Here is a 19,436-nt window from a genome sequence, read left to right as displayed (position 1 = left end):
AGAAGAATCAAACGGAGTCGCTCTAAAGTTAGCGTTAGCTCCTACTTGGGGCTACGACTTTTGCTTGATGATACGCGACTCGACAATCAGATTTATTTTTCCCGAATATGGAAAAATAAATACTTTATGATGAATACGAGGAGGAACATCATGAAAGTATCAAAAATGATCTCAGCAATCGATACCCATACAGCGGGTGAAGCTGCACGTTTAATCATCGGCGGAATTCCCAGATTCCCTGGTGAAACAATGGCGGACAAACGTGCATATTTAGAAACAGAAGCAGACGATATCCGTAGAATGTTGATGCTTGAACCTCGTGGACACCGTGATATGTTCGGCGCATTTATTACCGAACCTGTTCACGAAGAAGCGGATTACGGTATTATCTTCATGGATTCAGGTGGCTACTTGAATATGTGTGGACACAATACGATTGCGGCGATGACCTCAGCGGTTGAACAAGGCTGGGTCGAAGTAAAAGAAGGCGAACGGGAAGTCAAAGTTGTCCAAGATACACCAGCAGGAATCGTTCGTGGAACAGTCCATTTAGATGAAGACTATTCAGCTGAGTCAGTGTCATTTGAAAATGTGGAATCATTCCTTTATAAAGAAAATGTCACTGTAAATGTTCCTGAAATCGGTGAATTAACAATGGATATTTCCTTTGGCGGCAGCTTCTTTGCAATCTTGCCAGCTGCGTCAATTAATTTAGAAATCAAGCCAGAAAACGCGTCTAAATTTAATGAAATCGGTATGATCATTCGTGATGCGGTCAATGAACAAATTGAGATCCAACATCCAACGTTGGAACACATCAAAGAAGTTGACTTGGTTGAATTCTATGGACCAGCAACAAGTCCAGATGCAACGTATCAAAACGTAGTGGTCTTTGGTGATGGCCAAGTCGATCGTTCACCTTGTGGAACAGGTACTAGCGCCAAACTTGCAACATTGTATGGCAAGGGTGAAATGAAGGTTGGCGATACGTTTGTTTATGAAAGTATTTTATGTACTAAATTCAAAGGCGAAATTGTTGAAGAAGCTGAAGTAGGTGGCTATAAAGCAATTATTCCGCGAGTGTCAGGCTCAGCTTATGTCACTGGATACAACTCATTCTTAGTTGATCCTAAAGATTCACTGAAGGACGGTTTCTTGTTGGGATAAAAGATGAAGGCTTTTTAGCAGAAGGATATATAGCATGGAAATGGGAATTATTTTGTTTAGAAAAATGGTTTCCATTCACTGAATAGGGAGGGATAATATGGTAACTTTATTATTAGCAATTTATGTAATTTTGATTTTGATGCATACATTTGTTATGGGGCGTGATCTCGTTGCTCATAAAAATGATCTAGGACATGGAAATTGGGCAGTTTCTGGGGGAATCGGATTTATCACTGACTTTTTAGATACTCTAGGGATCGGGAGTTTTGCTCCAACAGCGATGCTATTAGATTTTACCAAGCAATTGGGTCATGACCGTCTATTACCGGGCACGCTGAATGTCGCTCATGCGATTCCGGTATTGGTTGAAGCATTTATCTTCACCACTGTGGTAAAAGTTTCACCGGTTACTTTGTTTTCGTTGATTATTGCTGCAACCGTGGGTTCATTTATCGGTTCAAAATTTGTAACGAAATTACCAGAGAAAAAAGTTCAGTTTTGGATGGGAGTTGCCTTGATCGTCACAGCAGTCTTGATGGCCTTGCGTCAATTAGGCATGTTGGATATGTTAGGTGCCGGCAATACGGCCACAGCCTTGACTGGAATCAAATTAGTGATTGGTGTCGTTATTAACTTTATTTTAGGTGCGTTGATGACTATTGGTGTAGGTCTTTATGCACCGTGTATGGCAATGGTTTATATGTTAGGGTTGAGTCCATTAGTAGCGTTTCCAGTTATGATGGGTTCTTGTGCTGGCTTAATGCCCGTTGCTAGCGTGAACTTCGTTAAAGAAGGCGATTATGCACGTAAAGTTAGTTTAGCGATTACAATCGGTGGGATTATCGGAGTAATTATTGCTGCGAAATTTGTCACGGGTCTGAATTTGGATATTTTGACTTGGATTATTATCGCGGTCATTGTCTATACAGGCTTTACGTACATCACGAAAAGCCGTAAGCCAGTAGCAGCAGTTAACTAGAATAAAAGTGGAAACTACTTGCTCGAATTGAGCAGGTAGTTTTTTTGTGCGAAAACCAATTCATTGTTAAGAAAATCATGAAAATTTAAGCAATTTAAAATTATTTTCGATACTTTGTGCTAGGATGATCAAAGTGGTGGATAAAGCAAAGATGACCATTAGCATAGAACGCTTCCAAGTCACTAGTAGCTGACTAAATATACATAGAGAAATAACAATCAAACTGCTATAATAAAACACGTGAAGGATGGTGGAATACATGGAGTCAGTTCAACAATTAATTGTCTGCGGTGGGTGCAACGCGAAGATTGGACCGGGCAATCTCGGTGAATTATTAGCGGACCTTCCTAAGACGACCCATGAAGATTTATTGGTGGGGTTTGACTCAACCGATGACGCGGCTGTTATTAAACTGCGAGAAGACCTAGCAATTATCCAAACCTTGGATTTTTTCCCGACGATGGTGACAGATCCGTATCTGTTTGGCAAGATTGCGGCGGCGAATGCGCTGAGCGATGTTTACGCGATGGGAGGCGAAGTGTTATCAGCCTTGAATATCGTCGCTTTTCCGGAAGAAAAAGACTTAACGATCTTAAAAGAAATTTTACGCGGCGGTGCGGAAAAAGTACAGGAAGCCGGTGCAATTTTAGCGGGGGGACACTCGATCCATGACCAGTCGGTAAAATACGGTTTGTCGGTGACCGGAACGATTGATCCGAATAATATCTATCAAAACAATACTTGTCAGCTGGGGGATCATTTGATTTTGACGAAGCCCCTAGGGGTTAGCATTATTACGGTAGGTTACAGCGCAGAGGAGATCAGTGAAGAGGCTTTTGTGAAAGCCACCACGAGCATGGAAACGTTGAATAAATATGCGATGGCGATCATTCGTAAATATCCCATTACTAGCTGTACTGATGTAACAGGCTTCGGGTTAGCTGGACATTTGCATGAGATGCTGAACGAACAGTTTAGCGCAAAGCTTGATTCTCAAAATCTACCGTATTTTGAAGAGGCCTATCAAGGAGCAAAGGAATTTATTTTAACTGCTGGTGGTCAGCGAAATCGCAACTACATGGAAGCTAAAATGGATTTTCAGATTGATGATTTTGGAATCGAGGAATTATTGTTTGATCCGCAAACTTCAGGGGGGCTTTTGGTTAGCGTACCGGCAGAAAAGGTTGCGGCGTTAGTGGCCGAGCTGCAAGCAGCGGACATTCCTGCGCAGGATTTTGGAACAGTTGTTGAAAAACAAGACAAAGAAATAATTGTGCATTAGAGAGGCGGAGAGAGATGTTTAAAATTGATGCATTAGGCAAGGCTTGTCCCTTACCGGTAATTGAAACGAAAAAGGCGTTACGGGAACATGAAGTGGTTGAGACGATTGTGGATAATGAAATCGCGACGCAAAATTTGAAAAAAATGGCGGAGCAGTTGGGCTATATTTATCAAATGGATCAAGATCGGCCTGGGCATTATACGGTGGTGATTTCAAAAGGGAACGCAGATTTGACTGAGATTACACCGCAAGTCGCTGAACCTGTCGCAACAGTCGATGATTATATCGTAGTGGTGGATACTAATGTGATGGGTCGCGGCTCGGATGAATTAGGGAAAAATCTTTTGAAAGGCTTTATTTATTCACTGACTGAACAAGATGTATTGCCACAAAAGGTGATTTTTTATAATGGTGGGGTGCAATCGGTAGCAACAGGTGCGGACTCGTTAGAAGACTTGCAGGGCTTAGCCGAGCAAGGCGTGGAAATCTATGCCTGTGGCGCTTGCTTGAACTTTTATGAATTAACCGCCGCAGTCGGTGAAGTAACTAATATGTATCGGATCGTAGAAATGATGCGCCAAGCACCGAAGATCGTGAAGCCGTAAAATATATCCTTTAAAAGGATATGAGATAAATGAATAGTAGTACAAAAAAGGAGCAGTTTTTATGCAGACATTTGGAATTGCCTTGTTTTATTCAACAAGGGAGGCCATGAAAGCGGAGGAACTTGCGAAGAAAGCCCAACTGGCGGTTCGAATCATTCCCACCCCGGAAAAGATTCATGCCAGTTGTGGCTTTTCTTTAAAATATCCGCTGACTGAAGAAGCGCCGCTACAGACATTGTTGCAGGAGCAGAAAATCGCGTCAGAAGGCTTTTATCATGGGACACAAATAGGTTTGAAAACCGAGTACCAATTAAGAGAGGATAACTAAATGGCAAATATTGTGATTGGAACGGCAGGGCATATCGATCATGGGAAAACCACTTTGATCAAGGCGTTGACGGGAATCGAGACGGACACGACGAAGGAAGAAAAAAAGCGGGGCATGTCGATCAACCTTGGCTTCGCTTATTTGGATCTGCCGAATGACAAACGGGTCGGAATCGTGGATGTGCCAGGACATGAGAAGTTTATCAAAAATATGGTAGCCGGTTTACCGGGAATCAATCTCGTATTATTAGTCATTGATGCGGCGGAAGGTATCATGCCCCAAACGAAGGAACACATTGATATTTTGACCTTATTGGGGATTCGCGACTTTTTAATTGTCTTGACGAAGGTGGATACCGTCGATCCTGATTTGAAGGAACTGGTGGTAGAAGATATTCGCGAGCAATTAGCAGACACGCCTTTAGCCGAAGCGGATCTGATTGAGACGGATGCAGTCAGTGGCACAGGGATCAACGAATTGTTGGCAAAAATCCAAGAGCATTCTGAAGAAGCGCAAGAACGCTCAGCAAATGGCTCCGCTCGTTTAAACGTCGATCGGGTCTTTAGCGTTAAAGGCTTCGGTACGGTAATTACAGGGACGTTATTGGATGGTGCGATCAATGCTGGTGATGAGATGTATGTCTATCCTAGCGGGAAAAAAACACGGGTACGGAATATCCAAGTTCATGAGACCGATGTGAAAAGTGCCCAGCCGGGTCAACGAACGGCGTTAAACTTAGCGAATCTTTCCACTGATGAAATTCAACGAGGAGATGTTCTGTCTCTCTCAGAAAAATTAGAAGCGACTTGGATGCTGGATGTCAAAGTGAGTTGTTTGCCAGAAGTTGAAGGCGGAATCGGTTTGTGGGATCGGGTTCGTCTGTTAGTTGGTACGCGGGAAGTCATGGCTCGTACGGTTCCTATCGGCGTGGACTGGATTGGGCCGGGAGAAGAGGGCTTTTTACAGTTGCGTTTAGAAGAACAAGTAGCGGTCAAAGAACGGGATCACTTCATTTTGCGGGCGTATTCACCAATGCAGACGATCGCCGGTGGAGAAGTGTTGGACGCGGCGCCCCATAAGCATCGCCGCTTCAAGGCCGAGATCATTGAAAGCTTGAAAGCTAAAGAAGAAGGCAGCCTGGATGAATTGATCGCTGATTTTCTGAATAATAAGAAACAGCCGTTTACGAAAGCAAAAGAATTGCAGGAATACTTAGGTGTTGATCAGGAAGAACTACAGCAAGTGCTGGCTGATATGGTCAGTGACAAGCGGGTGCTTGAAACGAAAGCTGGTTATTTAGCACAAGCCCGCTATCAAAAATTAGCAGCACAGGTGACAGAAATTTTATCAGCGTATCACAAGCAATACCGGTTGCGTTTTGGCATGCCGTTAGAAGAATTCCGTTCCCGAATGCGAGGAAATTTAGCGGAAAAAGAAATCTCAGCACTCATTGTTCTATTAAAAGCAGCAGCGGTCAAAGAAGCCAATGATAAGATTGCCTTACAAGAATTTGAAGTTGTTTTCAATAAATACCAGCAAGCCGCCAAAGAAAAAATTGAACAGACCTTAGCAAACAGTGGTTACACGCCAGTCAAAAAGGAAGAACTGGCGGAGTTAGACAAAAATGCGGAAGAAGTATTGGAAGCTCTGAATGGTGAGAGTGTTATTTTCTTAACCCATGAATACGTCTTGCTAGGGAAAGTTTTCGCTCAAGCGGTTAATGCGATCCAAAACTATATTGGTGAGCATGGGCAGATGACCTTAGGTGATTTTCGTGATGTGACCGATTCCAGCCGTAAATCGTCAATGCTGATCTTAGAATACATGGACAAACAAGGAATTACGAAACGTGTAGAAAATTATCGGGTCTTAGGCTAGGAGCGTTTGCGAAAATCTTTCTTCAGAGGGGGAGAATCAATGAGTATTTATTTAGATAATGCAGCAACAACGGCCCAAAAACCGAAAGTGGTGGCGAATGCAGTAGCGGAAATTCTCAACGGTCAATATGGCAATCCAGCACGGGGAGCCCACGGGTATTCCTTAGCTGGCTTTCGTGTCGTGGAGAATAGCCGTCAGCAGGTCAAAGAATTATTTAAAGCGGGTTCAAAGTATGAGGTTGCCTTTACCAATAATGCCACCGTCGCTTTGAATGAGGTCTTAAAAGGCTTGATCCAAGCCGGCGACCATGTACTGACGACGGATTGGGAGCATAATTCAGTCTTACGTCCGTTGTATCAACTGGAAAAATTAGGAGCGAGCGTTGATGTGGTTACTAGTGAAGCCGTGACTGGACGCTTGCATTATGAAGAGTTCGCTGAAAAATTGCGACCTGAAACAAAAGTTGTTGTCTGCAATCATGCCAGCAATGTTACCGGGAATCTTTTGAAGTTGGAATGGGTCAAAACTTTTTGTCAGGAGCACGATTTGTATTTAGTGATTGATGCCTCCCAGACTGCCGGTGTCGTTCCGATCGATCTTAGTGACGGCAAAATTGCGGCAGTCTGCTTTACCGGGCACAAATCGCTTTATGGGCCACAAGGGACTGGCGGGGTTTGTGTCCGGCAAGATCTTCCATTAGAGCCACTATTAACTGGCGGCGATGGGATGCAATCTTTTTCCAAAGTTCAGCCCAAGGAGCTGCCGACCTTATTAGAAGCGGGGACATTAAATGTTCCAGGGATTGCGGGGTTAGCCGCCGGCATTGAATGGGTGATGGAAAAAGAAAAAGACTCAGGCTTAGGCACCTATTTTTATCAAGCATTAAAAGAAATCGATGGTTTGACGCTTTATGGGGATTTTACTGAACCACGAGTCGACGTCTTTTCCATCAATCTCCATGATGCCGAATCGGCGGTTGTCAGCGATCTTTTGTGGGAAGAATACCAAATCGCTACGCGCCCCGGCTATCACTGCGCCCCTTTGATGCATCAGGCATTAGGGACGGCGGATCGCGGAACAGTCCGCTTGTCGTTCTCCAGCTTTACGACAAGAACGGAGCTTGAGCTGACAGTGAACGCACTAAAAAATTTAGCGCAACGCTAAAAAGGAGAGGACTTATGTCAAAAGAAATCCAGCATATTTTTGCGAGTTTGCCTTCCGTAGATGTGCTATTAAAGCAACTAGGTAGTGATTTTCCCCAAGGTGCCGCAAAGGAAGCCATTCAAAAAGTCTTAACAAGCATCCGTAAAGAAGTCATTGATGGCACGCAAAAAAGCGTGATCGACCACGCAGAAGTCCTGACAAGGATTCAAAAAGAATTAACTGAAAAGCAATTTGCCTTACGTCGAGTCATCAATGGGACAGGAACAGTGATCCATACCAACTTAGGCCGCTCTTCTTTAAGCCAAAAAGTTCAGGAACAATTACTCGCTACAAGCTTTCATTATTCAAATTTGGAATTTGATTTAGAAAGTGGCAAGCGGGGGTCCCGTTACAGTCATTTAGTGTCGATCGTCAAAAAACTGACCGGGGCGGAGGATGTTTTAGTCGTCAATAATAATGCAGCGGCGGTCTTACTAGTCCTAAGCACATTGACGCAAGAAAAGGAAGTCTTAGTCTCACGTGGTGAATTAGTTGAAATCGGCGGAGCCTTTCGGATTCCTGATGTCATCACTTCCAGTGGCGGAACGATTAAAGAAGTCGGCACGACCAATAAAACCCATCTAGCTGATTATGAAACGGCTTTGACGGAAGAAACTGGAGCCGTTTTAAAAGTCCATACGAGCAATTATCGGATCGTAGGCTTTACCGAAACACCGGAGTTAAGTGAGTTAGCGGAGTTGGCTCATGCCAATGATTTGCCACTGATCAATGACCTAGGCAGCGGACTGTTGTTAGATATGCGACCATTTGGGCTACCTTATGAGCCAACGGTCAAAGAAGTGCTAGAACAAGGCTGTGATGTCGTTACCTTTAGCGGTGATAAATTATTAGGCGGCCCTCAGGCAGGAATCATCGTTGGAAAACGAGCTTACATCGAAAAAATGAAAAAGAATCAATTGCTACGGGCCTTGCGGATCGATAAAATGACCCTCAGCGCACTAGAAGCAACGCTAGCGCTGTATCTCAATGAAAAAGAAGCCTTGCAAGCAATCCCAACGTTGGAGATGATTGGCTTAAGTGAAGCTGCTTGTCTTGAAAAAGCCACGAAGTTAGCTACTATGTTAAAACCAATTAGCCACCTAAACGTTGAAGTGGAAAAAGACAGCAGTAAAATCGGCGGTGGTTCCTATCCGGAACATTTATTGCCGACCTATGCCGTCGTTTTGAATAGTTCCGAATTCTCAGCCGCTGAACTGCAGGAAAAATTGCGTCAAGGGGCAACACCAATCATTAGTCGGATCAAAAATGAAGCCAATCTCTTAGACGTGCGAACCATTGCGTCGGATGAATTTTCTTTAATTCAGAAGAGTTTGCAAATAATTTTTAAAGAAGGAAAGGAGGAAAAATAATTCAACCACAGAAACAATTAATTGCAGTATCCCATTGTATCTTGAATCAGAATGCGGTAATTCACGGCTGGGAGCGAGCACGAGGAGCTTTTCCATTTGCCATCGAGCTGTTAAGCCGAGGCATCGCATTGATTCAGCTGCCCTGTCCAGAATTTTTAGTGTTAGGCGGTGATCGACCGCCAATGAGTTATCAGGAGTATCAAGCACTTCCCGATTATCGGCAAACGTGTCAAACGATGCTTCAGCCCATCATTCAACAAATTCAAGCGTATCAGGCAGAAGACTATCAGTATTTAGGTGTGATTGGCATTAACGAAAGCCCCAATTGTTCCATCAGTGGCCAACGGGGCGTGTTAATGGAAGAATTTTTCGCCGCTTGTCAGGCGGCCAAGATTCAAACGTCATATTTGGAAGTTCCAACTTGGTATAGTGAGACGGAGCAGCAAGATTTTTCGGAGGAGTTGCAACGGTTTTTAGCAAAAGGAGGAAGAAATGAATAATAAAGCAAAAGTGATCGCGATGTGTGCTATCGCGGTAGCATTGAATGTTGTCTTAGGCGAAGCGGTAGCACTGCTGCATATCCCATTACTGTTTTTAGATACGATGGGAACGATTTTTATCGCCGCAAATTTTGGCATGGGCTATGGTATCTTAACAGGGGTTTCTACGAATTTATTAATGGGAATGATCAGCGGGCCATTGTCGATCCCCTTTGCATTAGTCAATGTGGCGGTCGCCGTGGTTGTGGCGTTGCTGGCGAAGAATGGTTTTAGTTATAAAAAAGCATTTTTAGCAGGTATTTTATTAGCGTTTATTTGTCCAATGATCGGCGCTCCGATTCGATTAGCGTTGTTCGGGGGCTTCACCGGTTCCGGGACGGATGTTGTAATCATGGCATTACGGGCTTCAGGTAAAGAAATGATCAGCTCTGTTTATTGGGGTGCGGTTACAGGGAACTTTGTTGATAAGATCGTTTCTTGTCTTTTAGTCGCATGGTTTATCAAATTGCCGCAAATGCGCCGCTTTGCTGTAAAATGAGTATGAAACGTTTCTAAAGCTAACGTGCTTGGCTTAGAAAAATTTAAGTGAGCTAGTATCAACACAGGATGGTTGAGACTAGCTTATTTTTTTGTCCATTTTTAAAATGACAAAACTGTTAGGTGAGGAACAGTTGATTCAATGGTTGGATATATATAAAGGTTGTATAGTGTGTAGAGAAATTAAAAAAGGAGCAATTAGTATGAAAAAATTCTTGATTGGCTTAGTGAGTCTCATCGTAATCGGCTTTGTCGGTTTGCAAATCGCTGAAAAAGTCATGTCCAGTGGGGATGCCTATTATGTTCAAATCACCAATGATGGCGAAAAAATCAATGCTAAAGATGACAGCGGCAATTCCTATGTTGATTATAAATATTCATTACCAGGTTATGACAAAGAAGGAAATAAAAAAGTATTGAACTTCAATGCTTCGAAGGACCGGCCTTTACGTCGTGAAGCCTTCCTAAAAGTGACTTGGAACAAAAATAAAGGTGTGACTTCTTATGAAGAGGTCCAACAAAAACAATTACCAAAAAAAGCCGCAGAAAAATTAGGAGTGTAGCGTAGGATGGAAAAAATCGTAACAGTTGATGAAGTGAGAAAAACCTATGGTAAAGGCAACCAGAAAAAAACGGAAGCGTTAAAAGGGCTGTCCTTTGAAGTCGAAAAAGGTGAATTTGTCGGCATCATGGGCGCATCAGGTTCTGGTAAATCAACATTATTGAATTTATTGGCGACCCTCGACAAACCTACTGCTGGCAAGATCGCCATCAATCAAGCCGATGTGACGAAACTATCCGGCAATCAACTGGCAGATTTTCGCAGTCGTGAGATCGGTTTTATTTTCCAAGATTTCAATTTATTGGAAAATTTAACAGCGTCAGAAAATATCGCCGTGCCTTTGTCCCTTCAAGGGGTGAAGCCTAAAGAAATCAAACAACGGGTCAAAGCAATCGCAGAGCGTTTATCCATCGATGGTATTTTAAATAGTTACCCAGCACAAATCTCCGGTGGACAAAAGCAGCGGGTCGCGGCGGCACGGGCCTTGATCACCCAGCCAACGATTCTTTTAGGCGATGAGCCAACGGGCGCTTTGGACTCAAATAGTGCTCGCGACTTGTTAGATACAATGGAAGAATTGAATCAACAGGATCAAGTTTCCATTCTTTTAGTCACTCATGATCCTTTTTCAGCAAGTTATTGCCAACGGATTTTGTTCATTAAAGACGGGGTAATCTATCAAGAGGTCAAACGCGAAGATCAAACACGAGAAGCTTTTTATCGTCAGATTTTAAGTATTCTCGGTAATCTGGAACAGTAGGGGGAATTCGATGCTTTTAAAATTATCACTTACTGGGATTAAAGGTCGTTTGCGTGACTATGTCGTTCTTTTTTCTGGTTTAGTCATGGCTTCAGCGATCTTTTATATGTTTGAATCATTAGCAACAAATGAAGTCTTTCTACAACAAAACTCGTTAGTCAGCTCTGTTGTCTTTATTTTTCACTTAGGAACGGTGCTGCTATCGATCATTACCTTTGTGTATATTTTATATGCCAATTCCTTTTTAATGACGATGCGGCAGAAGGACTACGGCATGTTCATGATGCTAGGAGCCAAAGGTCGGAAGATTGCTGAACTAATCTTCGTAGAAACTTTTGTTGTCGGCGTTGCCGCAACAATTGTCGGTATCTTATTAGGCTTGGGTCTGACAACCATCGTGGAAAAATTGTTGACAAAACAGTTGGAAATCGCGATCACACATTTTTCAGCAGTCAATGGTAAGGCTATAGTGATCACCTTGATCTTTTTTGCCATCATTTTTTTACTGGCGGCAGTTGTTAATGCAACGACGATTGTGAAAAAACCAGTGCTTTCAATCTTGAAAGCCAGTGAAACACCTGCACCCGCAAAACGTAAAAAGGTCACATTATTCTTTGAAGCCGTTTTTGGTATCGCCTTATTGGCCATTGGCTATGTCATGATGACTTTGGTCATGAAGCTGGCTTTTGTGGCATTGGTGATTGCATTGATTACGATTGTGGCAGGAACGTATTTTTTCTTCCATGCCGTGCTAATTTTCATTTTAAATTTATTGAAACAAACGGATTCATTAGCCTTGAAGGGGTTAAATAATTTTACCTTCTCACAATTAAGCTTCCGGATTCAGGATTACACACGGATTTTGTCGTTAGTGGCAATGTTGTTTGCCCTAGCATTAGGTGCGATCACCGTTGGCCTTGGTTTTAGAAATGAAATTCCTAAAATGACCAATCAAACGACTGTTTACGATTTAGTCTTAAACAATAGCCAAAAAATTGCGGCGGATAAAATCGAAAGGTTGAATCCGACACTAAATGCGACCTATCAGCAAAAGGAAACGGATACGACCGTCTATTATGACAAGACGGAGTTCAATCAGACGCCCTTAGAAAACAAAGAATTTACTGGTAGTCGCAACACCAAAACGGTGCGCTATTCAAGGGAAGAATTGGCCAAAGACGTTACGAAGGTCGACGCCTTGCGACAATTAGAACTGCCAGAACAAAAAACCAAAGAACACCAATTCGTTTCACCAGCAGAATTTTCTGCAGTGCAAGGGAAAAAGAGTAGCTTGCAAGTAGTTAAGGTCAACGATTTTATGGCCGAGAAAAAAGCGTTGCAAAAGCTAGCGACACAAAATGATAAAAATAATCCAACATTGGTGCAAGGAGACAACTTTACACAAAAGACAGCAGTGTATAACACCTTTAATTCTTTATTCTCTGGGTTTGAATTTATGGGCTTTTTCCTAGGAATCGCCTTCTTGACGATGCTGGCCAGCTGTTTGATGTTTAAAATTCTTTCAGGTGCTAAAAGTGATGTTCAACGTTATACCATGCTAGAAAAAATCGGAACGCGGCGCCAGCTTTTGACGGCTTCGATTCGGAAAGAAATTGGTGTCTTATTCCTCGTCCCAGGATTACTAGGTGTGATCCATGTGTTGTTCGGGCTAAAAATGTTTACTTCGCTATTGAGCGAACCGTATAGCAATATCTGGGTACCATTCTTGATTTTCTTTGTTTTATACTTTGTGTATTACGTGCTGACGATTTGGATTTATACCGGAATCGTTATGAAGCGAGAAGCTTAAGTAGCTGTGGGCGAGGTACATCACTTGTTCCAAAAAAAGACGGCACCGGTATTCGGTGTCGTTTTTCTGTTATTTTATAGTAATTTCTTAAGAATGTGAATTTTTTATGTCTAAGGAAACTTTTAGTTGGCTTGAAAAAGCAACGCCGAATGCGGATCTGCGAGTAAATTTTGAAAGAAAATATGGTGTTTTTCTGAAATTTATAAAATTACACCGGAAACACCTATTCTAACGGTATTTTTTTAAAAATCTGATATAGTAGATACGGACAATTTAATAAAGAAAGAAGTGTTCCGGATGGAGCGGGTAAAAAAAGCTTTTACGAATCGTTGGTTGATTCTGTTAACGGTCAGCGTATTATTTTGGGCAAAAACAATCTTTGCGTATTACGCCGATTTTTCACTAGGCGTGCAAGGATCAGTACAATATTTTATTTTGTGGATCAATCCAATCGCCACGACGTTGTTGATCTTTGGTCTGTTTCTCTATGTTAAAAAGATCAAGCCAGCCCTGATTTTCTTATTTTTACTAGACCTGCTGAATACGGTGATCTTATATTTGAACGTGATTTTCTATCGTGAGTTCACTGATTTTGTGACGATTAAATCGGTTTTAGGGTTCTCAAAGGTCTCGCAAGGAATCTCCGGCAGCTCCTTTGCCTTGATGAAGGTGCATGATGTGTTTTATTGGATCGATCTGCTGGTATTTTTAGGTCTCTTGATCTACATGTTTGCGAAAAGAAAAGAGATCGTCAGCAAGCCGGTCAAAAAAACCTTTGCCATTGCGATTAGCTGTTTATCAGCCTTGATTTTTTCCGTGAATTTATCCATGAGTGAAGCCAATCGGCCGCAATTATTACAACGGACCTTTGACCGCTCGTATATCGTCAAATATCTCGGTTTAGACGCCTTTACGATTTATGACGGAATCAAGACCGAACAGACCAACAGTGTGCGGGCTCATGCCTCAAGTAACGGCCTAACAGATATTTTGAAATATACAAAGCAACATTATGCGGCGCCTGATCCAAGTAAATACGGCATTGCTAAAGGGAAAAATATCATCGTGATCCACTTGGAAAGCTTCCAACAATTTTTGATCAATATGAAGGTAGATGGTCAAGAGGTCACTCCATTTTTAAACAGTATTGAAAATGATAACAAGCAGACTTTAGCTTTTGATAACTTTTTCCATGAAGTTGGCCAAGGAAAGACCAGTGACGCTGAGAATATGCTAGAGACGGGGACCTTTGGGTTGCCACAAGGGTCGTTGTTCACTCAACTGGGCAATGACAACACTTTCCAAGGGGCGCCAGCCATTTTAAATCAGCAAGCCGGTTATTCGAGTGCCGTATTCCATGGGAATGTCAGTAGCTTCTGGAATCGTGACCACGTGTATAAAAATCTCGGCTATCAAAATTTCTTTGACCGTTCGTATTTCAACGCCTCCGATGAAAGCTTAGGCTACGGTATCTTGGATAAGGATATGCTGAAGGAAACCGTTGGCCACTTGGAACATTTGCAACAGCCTTTTTATACAAAATTCTTAACGGTCACCAACCATACGCCGTATCTAACGGATGATAAGAACTTTACTTTCCCATCATTGAAGACCGGCGACAGTACCGTTGATGATTACGTGCGAACGGCTCATTATTTGGATGAGTCTTTGCGTCAGTTCTTTGATTATTTGAAAGCTTCCGGCGTGTACCAAAATTCGATCTTTATGATCTATGGCGATCACTTCGGAATCTCCGACAGCAACAATAAAGATCTAGCAACAGCTTTAGGCAAAGATCCTACGACTTGGAGTAAATTTGATGATGCGCAAATGCAACGGGTGCCACTAATGTTCCATATCCCTGGATATACCAGTGGCGGAATCCAGCACCAATACGGCGGCGAGATCGACGTCTTGCCAACTCTATTACATTTAGTAGGCGTGGATAGTCAAAAATATATCCAGTTCGGGACCGATCTGTTTTCACCAAAACACGACCAAACCGTCGCCTTTAGAAATGGTGATTTCGTTTCGCCAAACTATACTGAGCTGGGCGGTCAAACATATGATAATAAGACCGGCCAAGTCGTTGATCCGAAAGTTCTAGGCATCGCACCAATGATCGACGCGGAACAAAAACAAGTCAAGCAAGCCTTGAGCCTGTCAGATAAGTTGAACCAAGAGAACCTCTTGCGGTTTTACACACCAGCAGACTTTACGCCAGTCGATCCGAAGAAATACGATTATCATGACTTAGACCAAAAAAACGCCGCTATCGAAAAACAAAAAGGCGCACAATCAACCAGTATTTACTCGAAGAATGGCAACAAGACTACAACAGCTCTGTATCCGCCAATTCAGTAAACAAAAAGCCATCCCTTTAAAAAGGGATGGCTTTTTGTCGTGCCACAGCGAATTAGTTGCCCTTAAGGAATTTTCTTCGTATGATTGATTTATCAAGGAAGCAGGTGAGAGGTGATGGCGATGATCGAAAAGATGATTCAACATTTTTTTCAACCAATCGTATTGTTGCTAGATGTTCTGTCGATCGGGATCATTATTGTAGGGGCGATTCTTGCCTTTATCAAGCTAATTCCTCGCAAAAACGGTAAAGTTTTTCCATCGATCTTGCAAAAGAATAAATACATTAAAGCATACTTAGGCAGCTATATTTTACTGAGCTTGGAATTTCTGATCGTGGCCGATATCATTGAAACGATCGTCAATCCAACCTTTCAAGACATTCTCAAATTGGCCTTGATCGTGTTGATCCGTACAGTGATCTCGTATTTCTTGAATAAAGAAATCAACGAAGTAACGGATGCGCATTAGCTGCATATAACAGTAATTTTAAAAAGGAGAGAAGAACCCAGTGAATGGGAATTTCTCTCCTTTTTTTGTAAAAAATTGTTATTGATTACTAAGTAAAGTAATGGTATGATTATCTTGTTTCGGGAGTGGATGGGTTCTGGTGTTCCCTCTGGTCTTCAAAACCAGTATGAGGAGTTAAGAGCTTCTTGGGTGAGTTCGATTCTCACACATTCCCGCCAATATGAAATTGATGTCCGTTAAACGTTGAGATTCTTCGTTTAGCGGATTTTTTTGATTGTTAAAAAATATAAGAGCAGAAACAACGAATAATGTGGAAATACTATACTTGCCCATATCGCTCACCTATTTTTTTAAAATTATAGAAAAATACGATTAAGAAGTAGAACACGAGATAAAATGTGAGAAGTATATACATGAATAAGTAGAAAAGTAATGGATTTGGGGCTATCCATGACAAAAAAACTGCTACAAAGGAGTCTAATGGGATTCATGTGTTTTTTTTAGGCCTAATCGCACATTTAATATGAACGTTACAAAGAATAGGATACCAGCTAATTTTCCAACATAAGTTTGAGTGGTAAAGAATATCGAGGCTGCAATAAGATAAAGAATTGAAGTTAGTATATAAATATTTTTAATTCGATTCACTATATAGTCTCCTTTTTAAAAAGATTGTACACAAAAAAATGTTTTTAGAATAGTCGATTTTTCAGCTAATGGACCGCTTTCAAGTAGAAAAAGAGGGAAGTTATGAAAGATAAAAAAATACAAGAAATATTGGAATGCTATCCAATATTTCTATAGATGAACAAAAGAAAAGTTAGTATTAATGATTGCAATCATTAATGCGATGAAATGATGGTAATTACTTTTTGTTCTTAATAAAGTTTGAGTTTTGAAGTTTTTGGGCTTTTTCATTAAGAGCATTAAGATCATCAAGTGAATCTGTGATTTTCCCTAGATTTAAATCGCCACTGAAAAATTTTCCCATTAATTCATTTTGGGAGTCGTTATCTTTTTCTTTGAGCTTTAATTCATATTCAAGTTTCATTTTTTCTAATTCAGCTTGGTTATTTTTTTCGACTTGCTGCAATTGAGTTTTTGCTTGCTTTGAAGCTGAAAGGTATGCTATTGCAGCAGGAATACAAGAAGTTATAAAGCTAACTAAAACAGTTTGCCAATCCATAGAAAGTTTACCTCCGCGAGAACTATTTTGTAAACAAAAAACTGAAGCATCTTAAGCAGTTTTCTTTTTCAATTCTACAAAGTACCAAACAAAAAAAGCAATTCCTATCACTATCAGAGATCTGTCGTTCAAAAAGAAACTAGCGACAATAAATAGTAGGCCACCAAAAAGTAGTGCTTTTATATTTTTCTTTTTCAATAAAATCGCTCCTCCATGCTTGTCTAAGGTAGTTTATGCATCTTTTTAAAGGATGACCGTACATTTAATAAGAAGCTCAGAAAGAATAGAATTCCTGTCACCTTACCAACATAATTTTTGCTAGTAAAAAAGAAGAAAACGGATCCGAAAAAAGAGATAAGTGAAGTTAATAGGTAATTATTTTTAGCATGTTTGAACATACGATCACTCCTTTTGAAAGAGCATATCATCTTGTGAAATCGATATCAATGTTGCGATTTTAGAAAAAATTGAAGGAATATGAGTATTTGGGTTGAAGATAACTACAGAGAATGAATTTATGAGTGAAGAATGGAAAATACTTGAACTAGAAGGGGATTAGCAAACAGATCATTAATTATGCATTTGATGTTTGTAGACAGCTAAATCATCGTTGTGTATGTTTATCATGAGTTAATTCGGGAGTGGATAGTATAAAAAAGAAGGACCAGCACACCAGTTTTATTCACTGTAGGAAGCACATTGTTATCTGAAGCTAAGAATGTTGCGTTTTTTTGTCTAAGCCATTTTCTGTGAATGACGTGAATGTTTTTGTTTTCATTTGAGACTTCTGGATTGTTGGGTTTGACTATATGCTCCTAAATAAAAATACGGAACAAATTTTTAAAGTTTATTTATTCAACTGATCAAAAAATACAAGAGATTGCTCTCTTGTATCATCTGTCCTAGTTATTCGAAAAATAATCATCGATATGCGTCTTTATTGCCGCAAAATCCTTCGTCATAAACAATCTTGCAGGTACTTTGATGATTGGTAATTCATTTTCATTATCAAAAGGCGTGAATGGGTCGGGAACAACTAAATAATCCACTGTGTCCTTGTCACGAATGTAATTGATAGAGACATCATAATCGTTTGAGAAGTATGCTTTTAAGTCCTCGTTATTTCTAAGAATTGGAGCAGCAGAAATCGAACCATAGTTTATTCCGGTGCTGACCGTCAATACAAAACAGATTTTTTTCATTATAAATCCTCCTACTTAAAAAATAATTTTAGAAAACAGAATCAAGGTGTTTTCTAAAAGTCTAGAAATTAGTAAATAAAGAAACAAAGGATCGCAACATATAGAGAACAAAGTGCAAAGACCAAACTTCCCCATAGGCCGAACAAGATAAACGGGGAGGTACTTTCGTTACCTTTTTTTCTAATCTGACTGAATGTCCGCTTAGTGATATAAAATTGCCAAATGCTGATTAATAAGAAAAAAATACCGATCATGTAAGTCATAGGATCACTTCCGTTAAAAGATAGTTTGTAGAAAACTTTTTAAATCACTACTTGAAAGCCTGGTTTTTGCTCAAAAAGAGCTGAGAACCGGTTAGTTTGAAAGAAACCCTTCAATCATTCCCAAGAGCATCGGCAGTAGCCCACTTATAGAAACTAAGATAAGAGAAATTTTCTGAAGTAAGGTTAGTTTTTTGAAATCGCGATAAAATGCGTAGACCATTATTAAAATTCCTACACTCGTTAGGAAACTGAACAAAATATACAATGTTTGCATGTTTTTGTACCTCCGTCACCACAAATTCTAGCAAAAAAGACCGGGAAGGGGAAGGCCATGAATGAAGATAAGGGTTAAATGGCGTTCCTTATGGAAGACAGTTGTTTATATAGCCATGTAGTTTGTAAGTTTTACTAAAGGGAAGCGCTTACTCTCGGTTTGGTAGGATGAATTGACTGATTTAAGTAGCTATTTGTACGAAGACATGGTAAAGTAACAAAGTAATCGATTTTGAAATGTGATTTGAGCCTAGATATTTAACCGTATTAATCTCCTTTTACTATCAACAATTAATTGCAAATAAGAACGTACTTTGATACGTATCAGGAGGAAATATTTATGAATAACGGTACTGTAAAATGGTTTAACTCAGACAAAGGTTTTGGCTTTATCACTGGTGAAGATGGAAATGACGTATTTGCACATTTCTCAGCTATCCAAGGCGACGGCTTCAAAACTTTAGAAGAAGGTCAAGCAGTAACTTATGATGTTGAAGAAGGCCAACGTGGACCTCAAGCAACTAACATCGTTAAAGCTTAATTAGATAAACGATAAACCGCCTCCTCCTAGGGACGGTTTTTTTGTTGTCCGGGTAAGGTTCTTCTGGACGACTATTTATTCCCTGCATTCCCGAATTGTGTAACGATAATCACTCGAAAAACCGCTGTAACGCTTGATATATAGCGGTTTTTTTGTAG

General features: G+C 40.8%; 19 protein-coding genes and 1 tRNA gene. 17 read left to right on the top strand and 3 right to left on the bottom strand.

Going from position 1 to position 19,436, the window contains the following annotated elements:
* The first annotated feature begins 150 nt into the window (after positions 1 to 150).
* The 16 genes from FFM67_RS09610 (at position 151) to FFM67_RS12285 (ending at position 16,031) form a co-directional block, all read left to right on the top strand.
* On the top strand, positions 151 to 1,167 hold the full coding sequence (locus FFM67_RS09610) for a proline racemase family protein (protein WP_137614347.1): 1,017 nt from the start codon (positions 151 to 153) through the stop codon (positions 1,165 to 1,167).
* Positions 1,168 to 1,264: 97 nt separating this feature from the next.
* Complete coding sequence (locus FFM67_RS09605) at positions 1,265 to 2,146, top strand: TSUP family transporter (protein ID WP_137614346.1); 882 nt, start codon at positions 1,265 to 1,267, stop codon at positions 2,144 to 2,146.
* Between the two features lie 259 nt (positions 2,147 to 2,405).
* Positions 2,406 to 3,428 carry a selenide, water dikinase SelD gene (gene selD / locus FFM67_RS09600; RefSeq protein ID WP_137614345.1) on the top strand — a complete coding sequence of 341 codons (1,023 nt, stop codon included), beginning with the start codon at positions 2,406 to 2,408 and terminating at the stop codon, positions 3,426 to 3,428.
* Positions 3,429 to 3,442: 14 nt separating this feature from the next.
* Positions 3,443 to 4,033 (top strand): sulfurtransferase-like selenium metabolism protein YedF, encoded by a 591-nt coding sequence (gene yedF, locus FFM67_RS09595; RefSeq protein ID WP_137614344.1) that lies wholly within the window; start codon positions 3,443 to 3,445, stop codon positions 4,031 to 4,033.
* A 61-nt stretch (positions 4,034 to 4,094) separates the two neighbouring features.
* Complete coding sequence (locus FFM67_RS09590; RefSeq protein WP_137614343.1) at positions 4,095 to 4,361, top strand: putative Se/S carrier protein; 267 nt, start codon at positions 4,095 to 4,097, stop codon at positions 4,359 to 4,361.
* Positions 4,362 to 6,239, top strand: coding sequence for a selenocysteine-specific translation elongation factor (gene selB / locus FFM67_RS09585; RefSeq protein WP_137614342.1), 1,878 nt, complete (start codon positions 4,362 to 4,364; stop codon positions 6,237 to 6,239).
* Between the two features lie 39 nt (positions 6,240 to 6,278).
* Positions 6,279 to 7,403 carry an aminotransferase class V-fold PLP-dependent enzyme gene (locus FFM67_RS09580; RefSeq protein ID WP_137614341.1) on the top strand — a complete coding sequence of 375 codons (1,125 nt, stop codon included), beginning with the start codon at positions 6,279 to 6,281 and terminating at the stop codon, positions 7,401 to 7,403.
* Positions 7,404 to 7,417: 14 nt separating this feature from the next.
* Positions 7,418 to 8,812: an L-seryl-tRNA(Sec) selenium transferase gene (selA, locus tag FFM67_RS09575; RefSeq protein ID WP_137614340.1), complete on the top strand. Its 1,395-nt coding sequence runs from the start codon at positions 7,418 to 7,420 to the stop codon at positions 8,810 to 8,812.
* The gene (locus FFM67_RS09570) at positions 8,809 to 9,312 is read left to right on the top strand and encodes a CD3072 family TudS-related putative desulfidase (protein WP_174784476.1); all 504 of its coding nucleotides are present in this window, start codon (positions 8,809 to 8,811) and stop codon (positions 9,310 to 9,312) included. The genes selA and FFM67_RS09570 overlap by 4 nt, the downstream gene beginning before the upstream one ends.
* Positions 9,305 to 9,850 carry a CD3073 family putative ECF transporter S component gene (locus FFM67_RS09565; protein WP_137614338.1) on the top strand — a complete coding sequence of 182 codons (546 nt, stop codon included), beginning with the start codon at positions 9,305 to 9,307 and terminating at the stop codon, positions 9,848 to 9,850. Before FFM67_RS09570 ends, FFM67_RS09565 begins: the two co-directional genes overlap by 8 nt.
* Positions 9,851 to 10,052: 202 nt before the next feature.
* Complete coding sequence (locus tag FFM67_RS09560; RefSeq protein WP_137614337.1) at positions 10,053 to 10,412, top strand: YxeA family protein; 360 nt, start codon at positions 10,053 to 10,055, stop codon at positions 10,410 to 10,412.
* A gap of 6 nt (positions 10,413 to 10,418) precedes the next feature.
* Complete coding sequence (locus FFM67_RS09555) at positions 10,419 to 11,171, top strand: ABC transporter ATP-binding protein (protein ID WP_137614336.1); 753 nt, start codon at positions 10,419 to 10,421, stop codon at positions 11,169 to 11,171.
* Between the two features lie 10 nt (positions 11,172 to 11,181).
* Entirely contained in the window at positions 11,182 to 12,981 is a 1,800-nt protein-coding gene (locus FFM67_RS09550) for an FtsX-like permease family protein (RefSeq protein ID WP_137614335.1), read from the top strand.
* 297 nt (positions 12,982 to 13,278) lie between these two features.
* A complete protein-coding gene (locus FFM67_RS09545; RefSeq protein WP_137614334.1) occupies positions 13,279 to 15,345 on the top strand; it encodes an LTA synthase family protein in 2,067 nt (688 codons plus the stop codon).
* 114 nt (positions 15,346 to 15,459) lie between these two features.
* Entirely contained in the window at positions 15,460 to 15,813 is a 354-nt protein-coding gene (locus tag FFM67_RS09540) for a DUF1622 domain-containing protein (protein WP_137614333.1), read from the top strand.
* A 121-nt stretch (positions 15,814 to 15,934) separates the two neighbouring features.
* Positions 15,935 to 16,031: transfer RNA gene (locus FFM67_RS12285), tRNA-Sec, on the top strand.
* 647 nt (positions 16,032 to 16,678) lie between these two features.
* On the opposite strand, the gene FFM67_RS09535 is transcribed toward FFM67_RS12285, so the two are convergent.
* From FFM67_RS09535 to FFM67_RS09530, 3 genes are all read right to left on the bottom strand, one after another.
* Positions 16,679 to 16,999 carry a hypothetical protein gene (locus FFM67_RS09535; RefSeq protein ID WP_137614332.1) on the bottom strand — a complete coding sequence of 107 codons (321 nt, stop codon included), beginning with the start codon at positions 16,997 to 16,999 and terminating at the stop codon, positions 16,679 to 16,681.
* 51 nt (positions 17,000 to 17,050) lie between these two features.
* Entirely contained in the window at positions 17,051 to 17,197 is a 147-nt protein-coding gene (locus FFM67_RS12280; protein WP_170178020.1) for a hypothetical protein, read from the bottom strand.
* Positions 17,198 to 17,901: 704 nt separating this feature from the next.
* The gene (locus FFM67_RS09530) at positions 17,902 to 18,201 is read right to left on the bottom strand and encodes a hypothetical protein (protein ID WP_137614331.1); all 300 of its coding nucleotides are present in this window, start codon (positions 18,199 to 18,201) and stop codon (positions 17,902 to 17,904) included.
* A gap of 876 nt (positions 18,202 to 19,077) precedes the next feature.
* On the opposite strand from FFM67_RS09530, the gene FFM67_RS09520 reads away from it, so the two are divergent.
* Complete coding sequence (locus FFM67_RS09520; protein ID WP_071862100.1) at positions 19,078 to 19,278, top strand: cold-shock protein; 201 nt, start codon at positions 19,078 to 19,080, stop codon at positions 19,276 to 19,278.
* Positions 19,279 to 19,436 lie beyond the last annotated feature (158 nt).

It is taken from the genome of Enterococcus viikkiensis (genome assembly GCF_005405345.1).
Lineage (GTDB): Bacteria > Bacillota > Bacilli > Lactobacillales > Enterococcaceae > Enterococcus_A > Enterococcus_A viikkiensis.
Note: the sequence above shows the minus strand (reverse complement) of the source record. Positions and strands in the feature narration are given on the sequence as shown.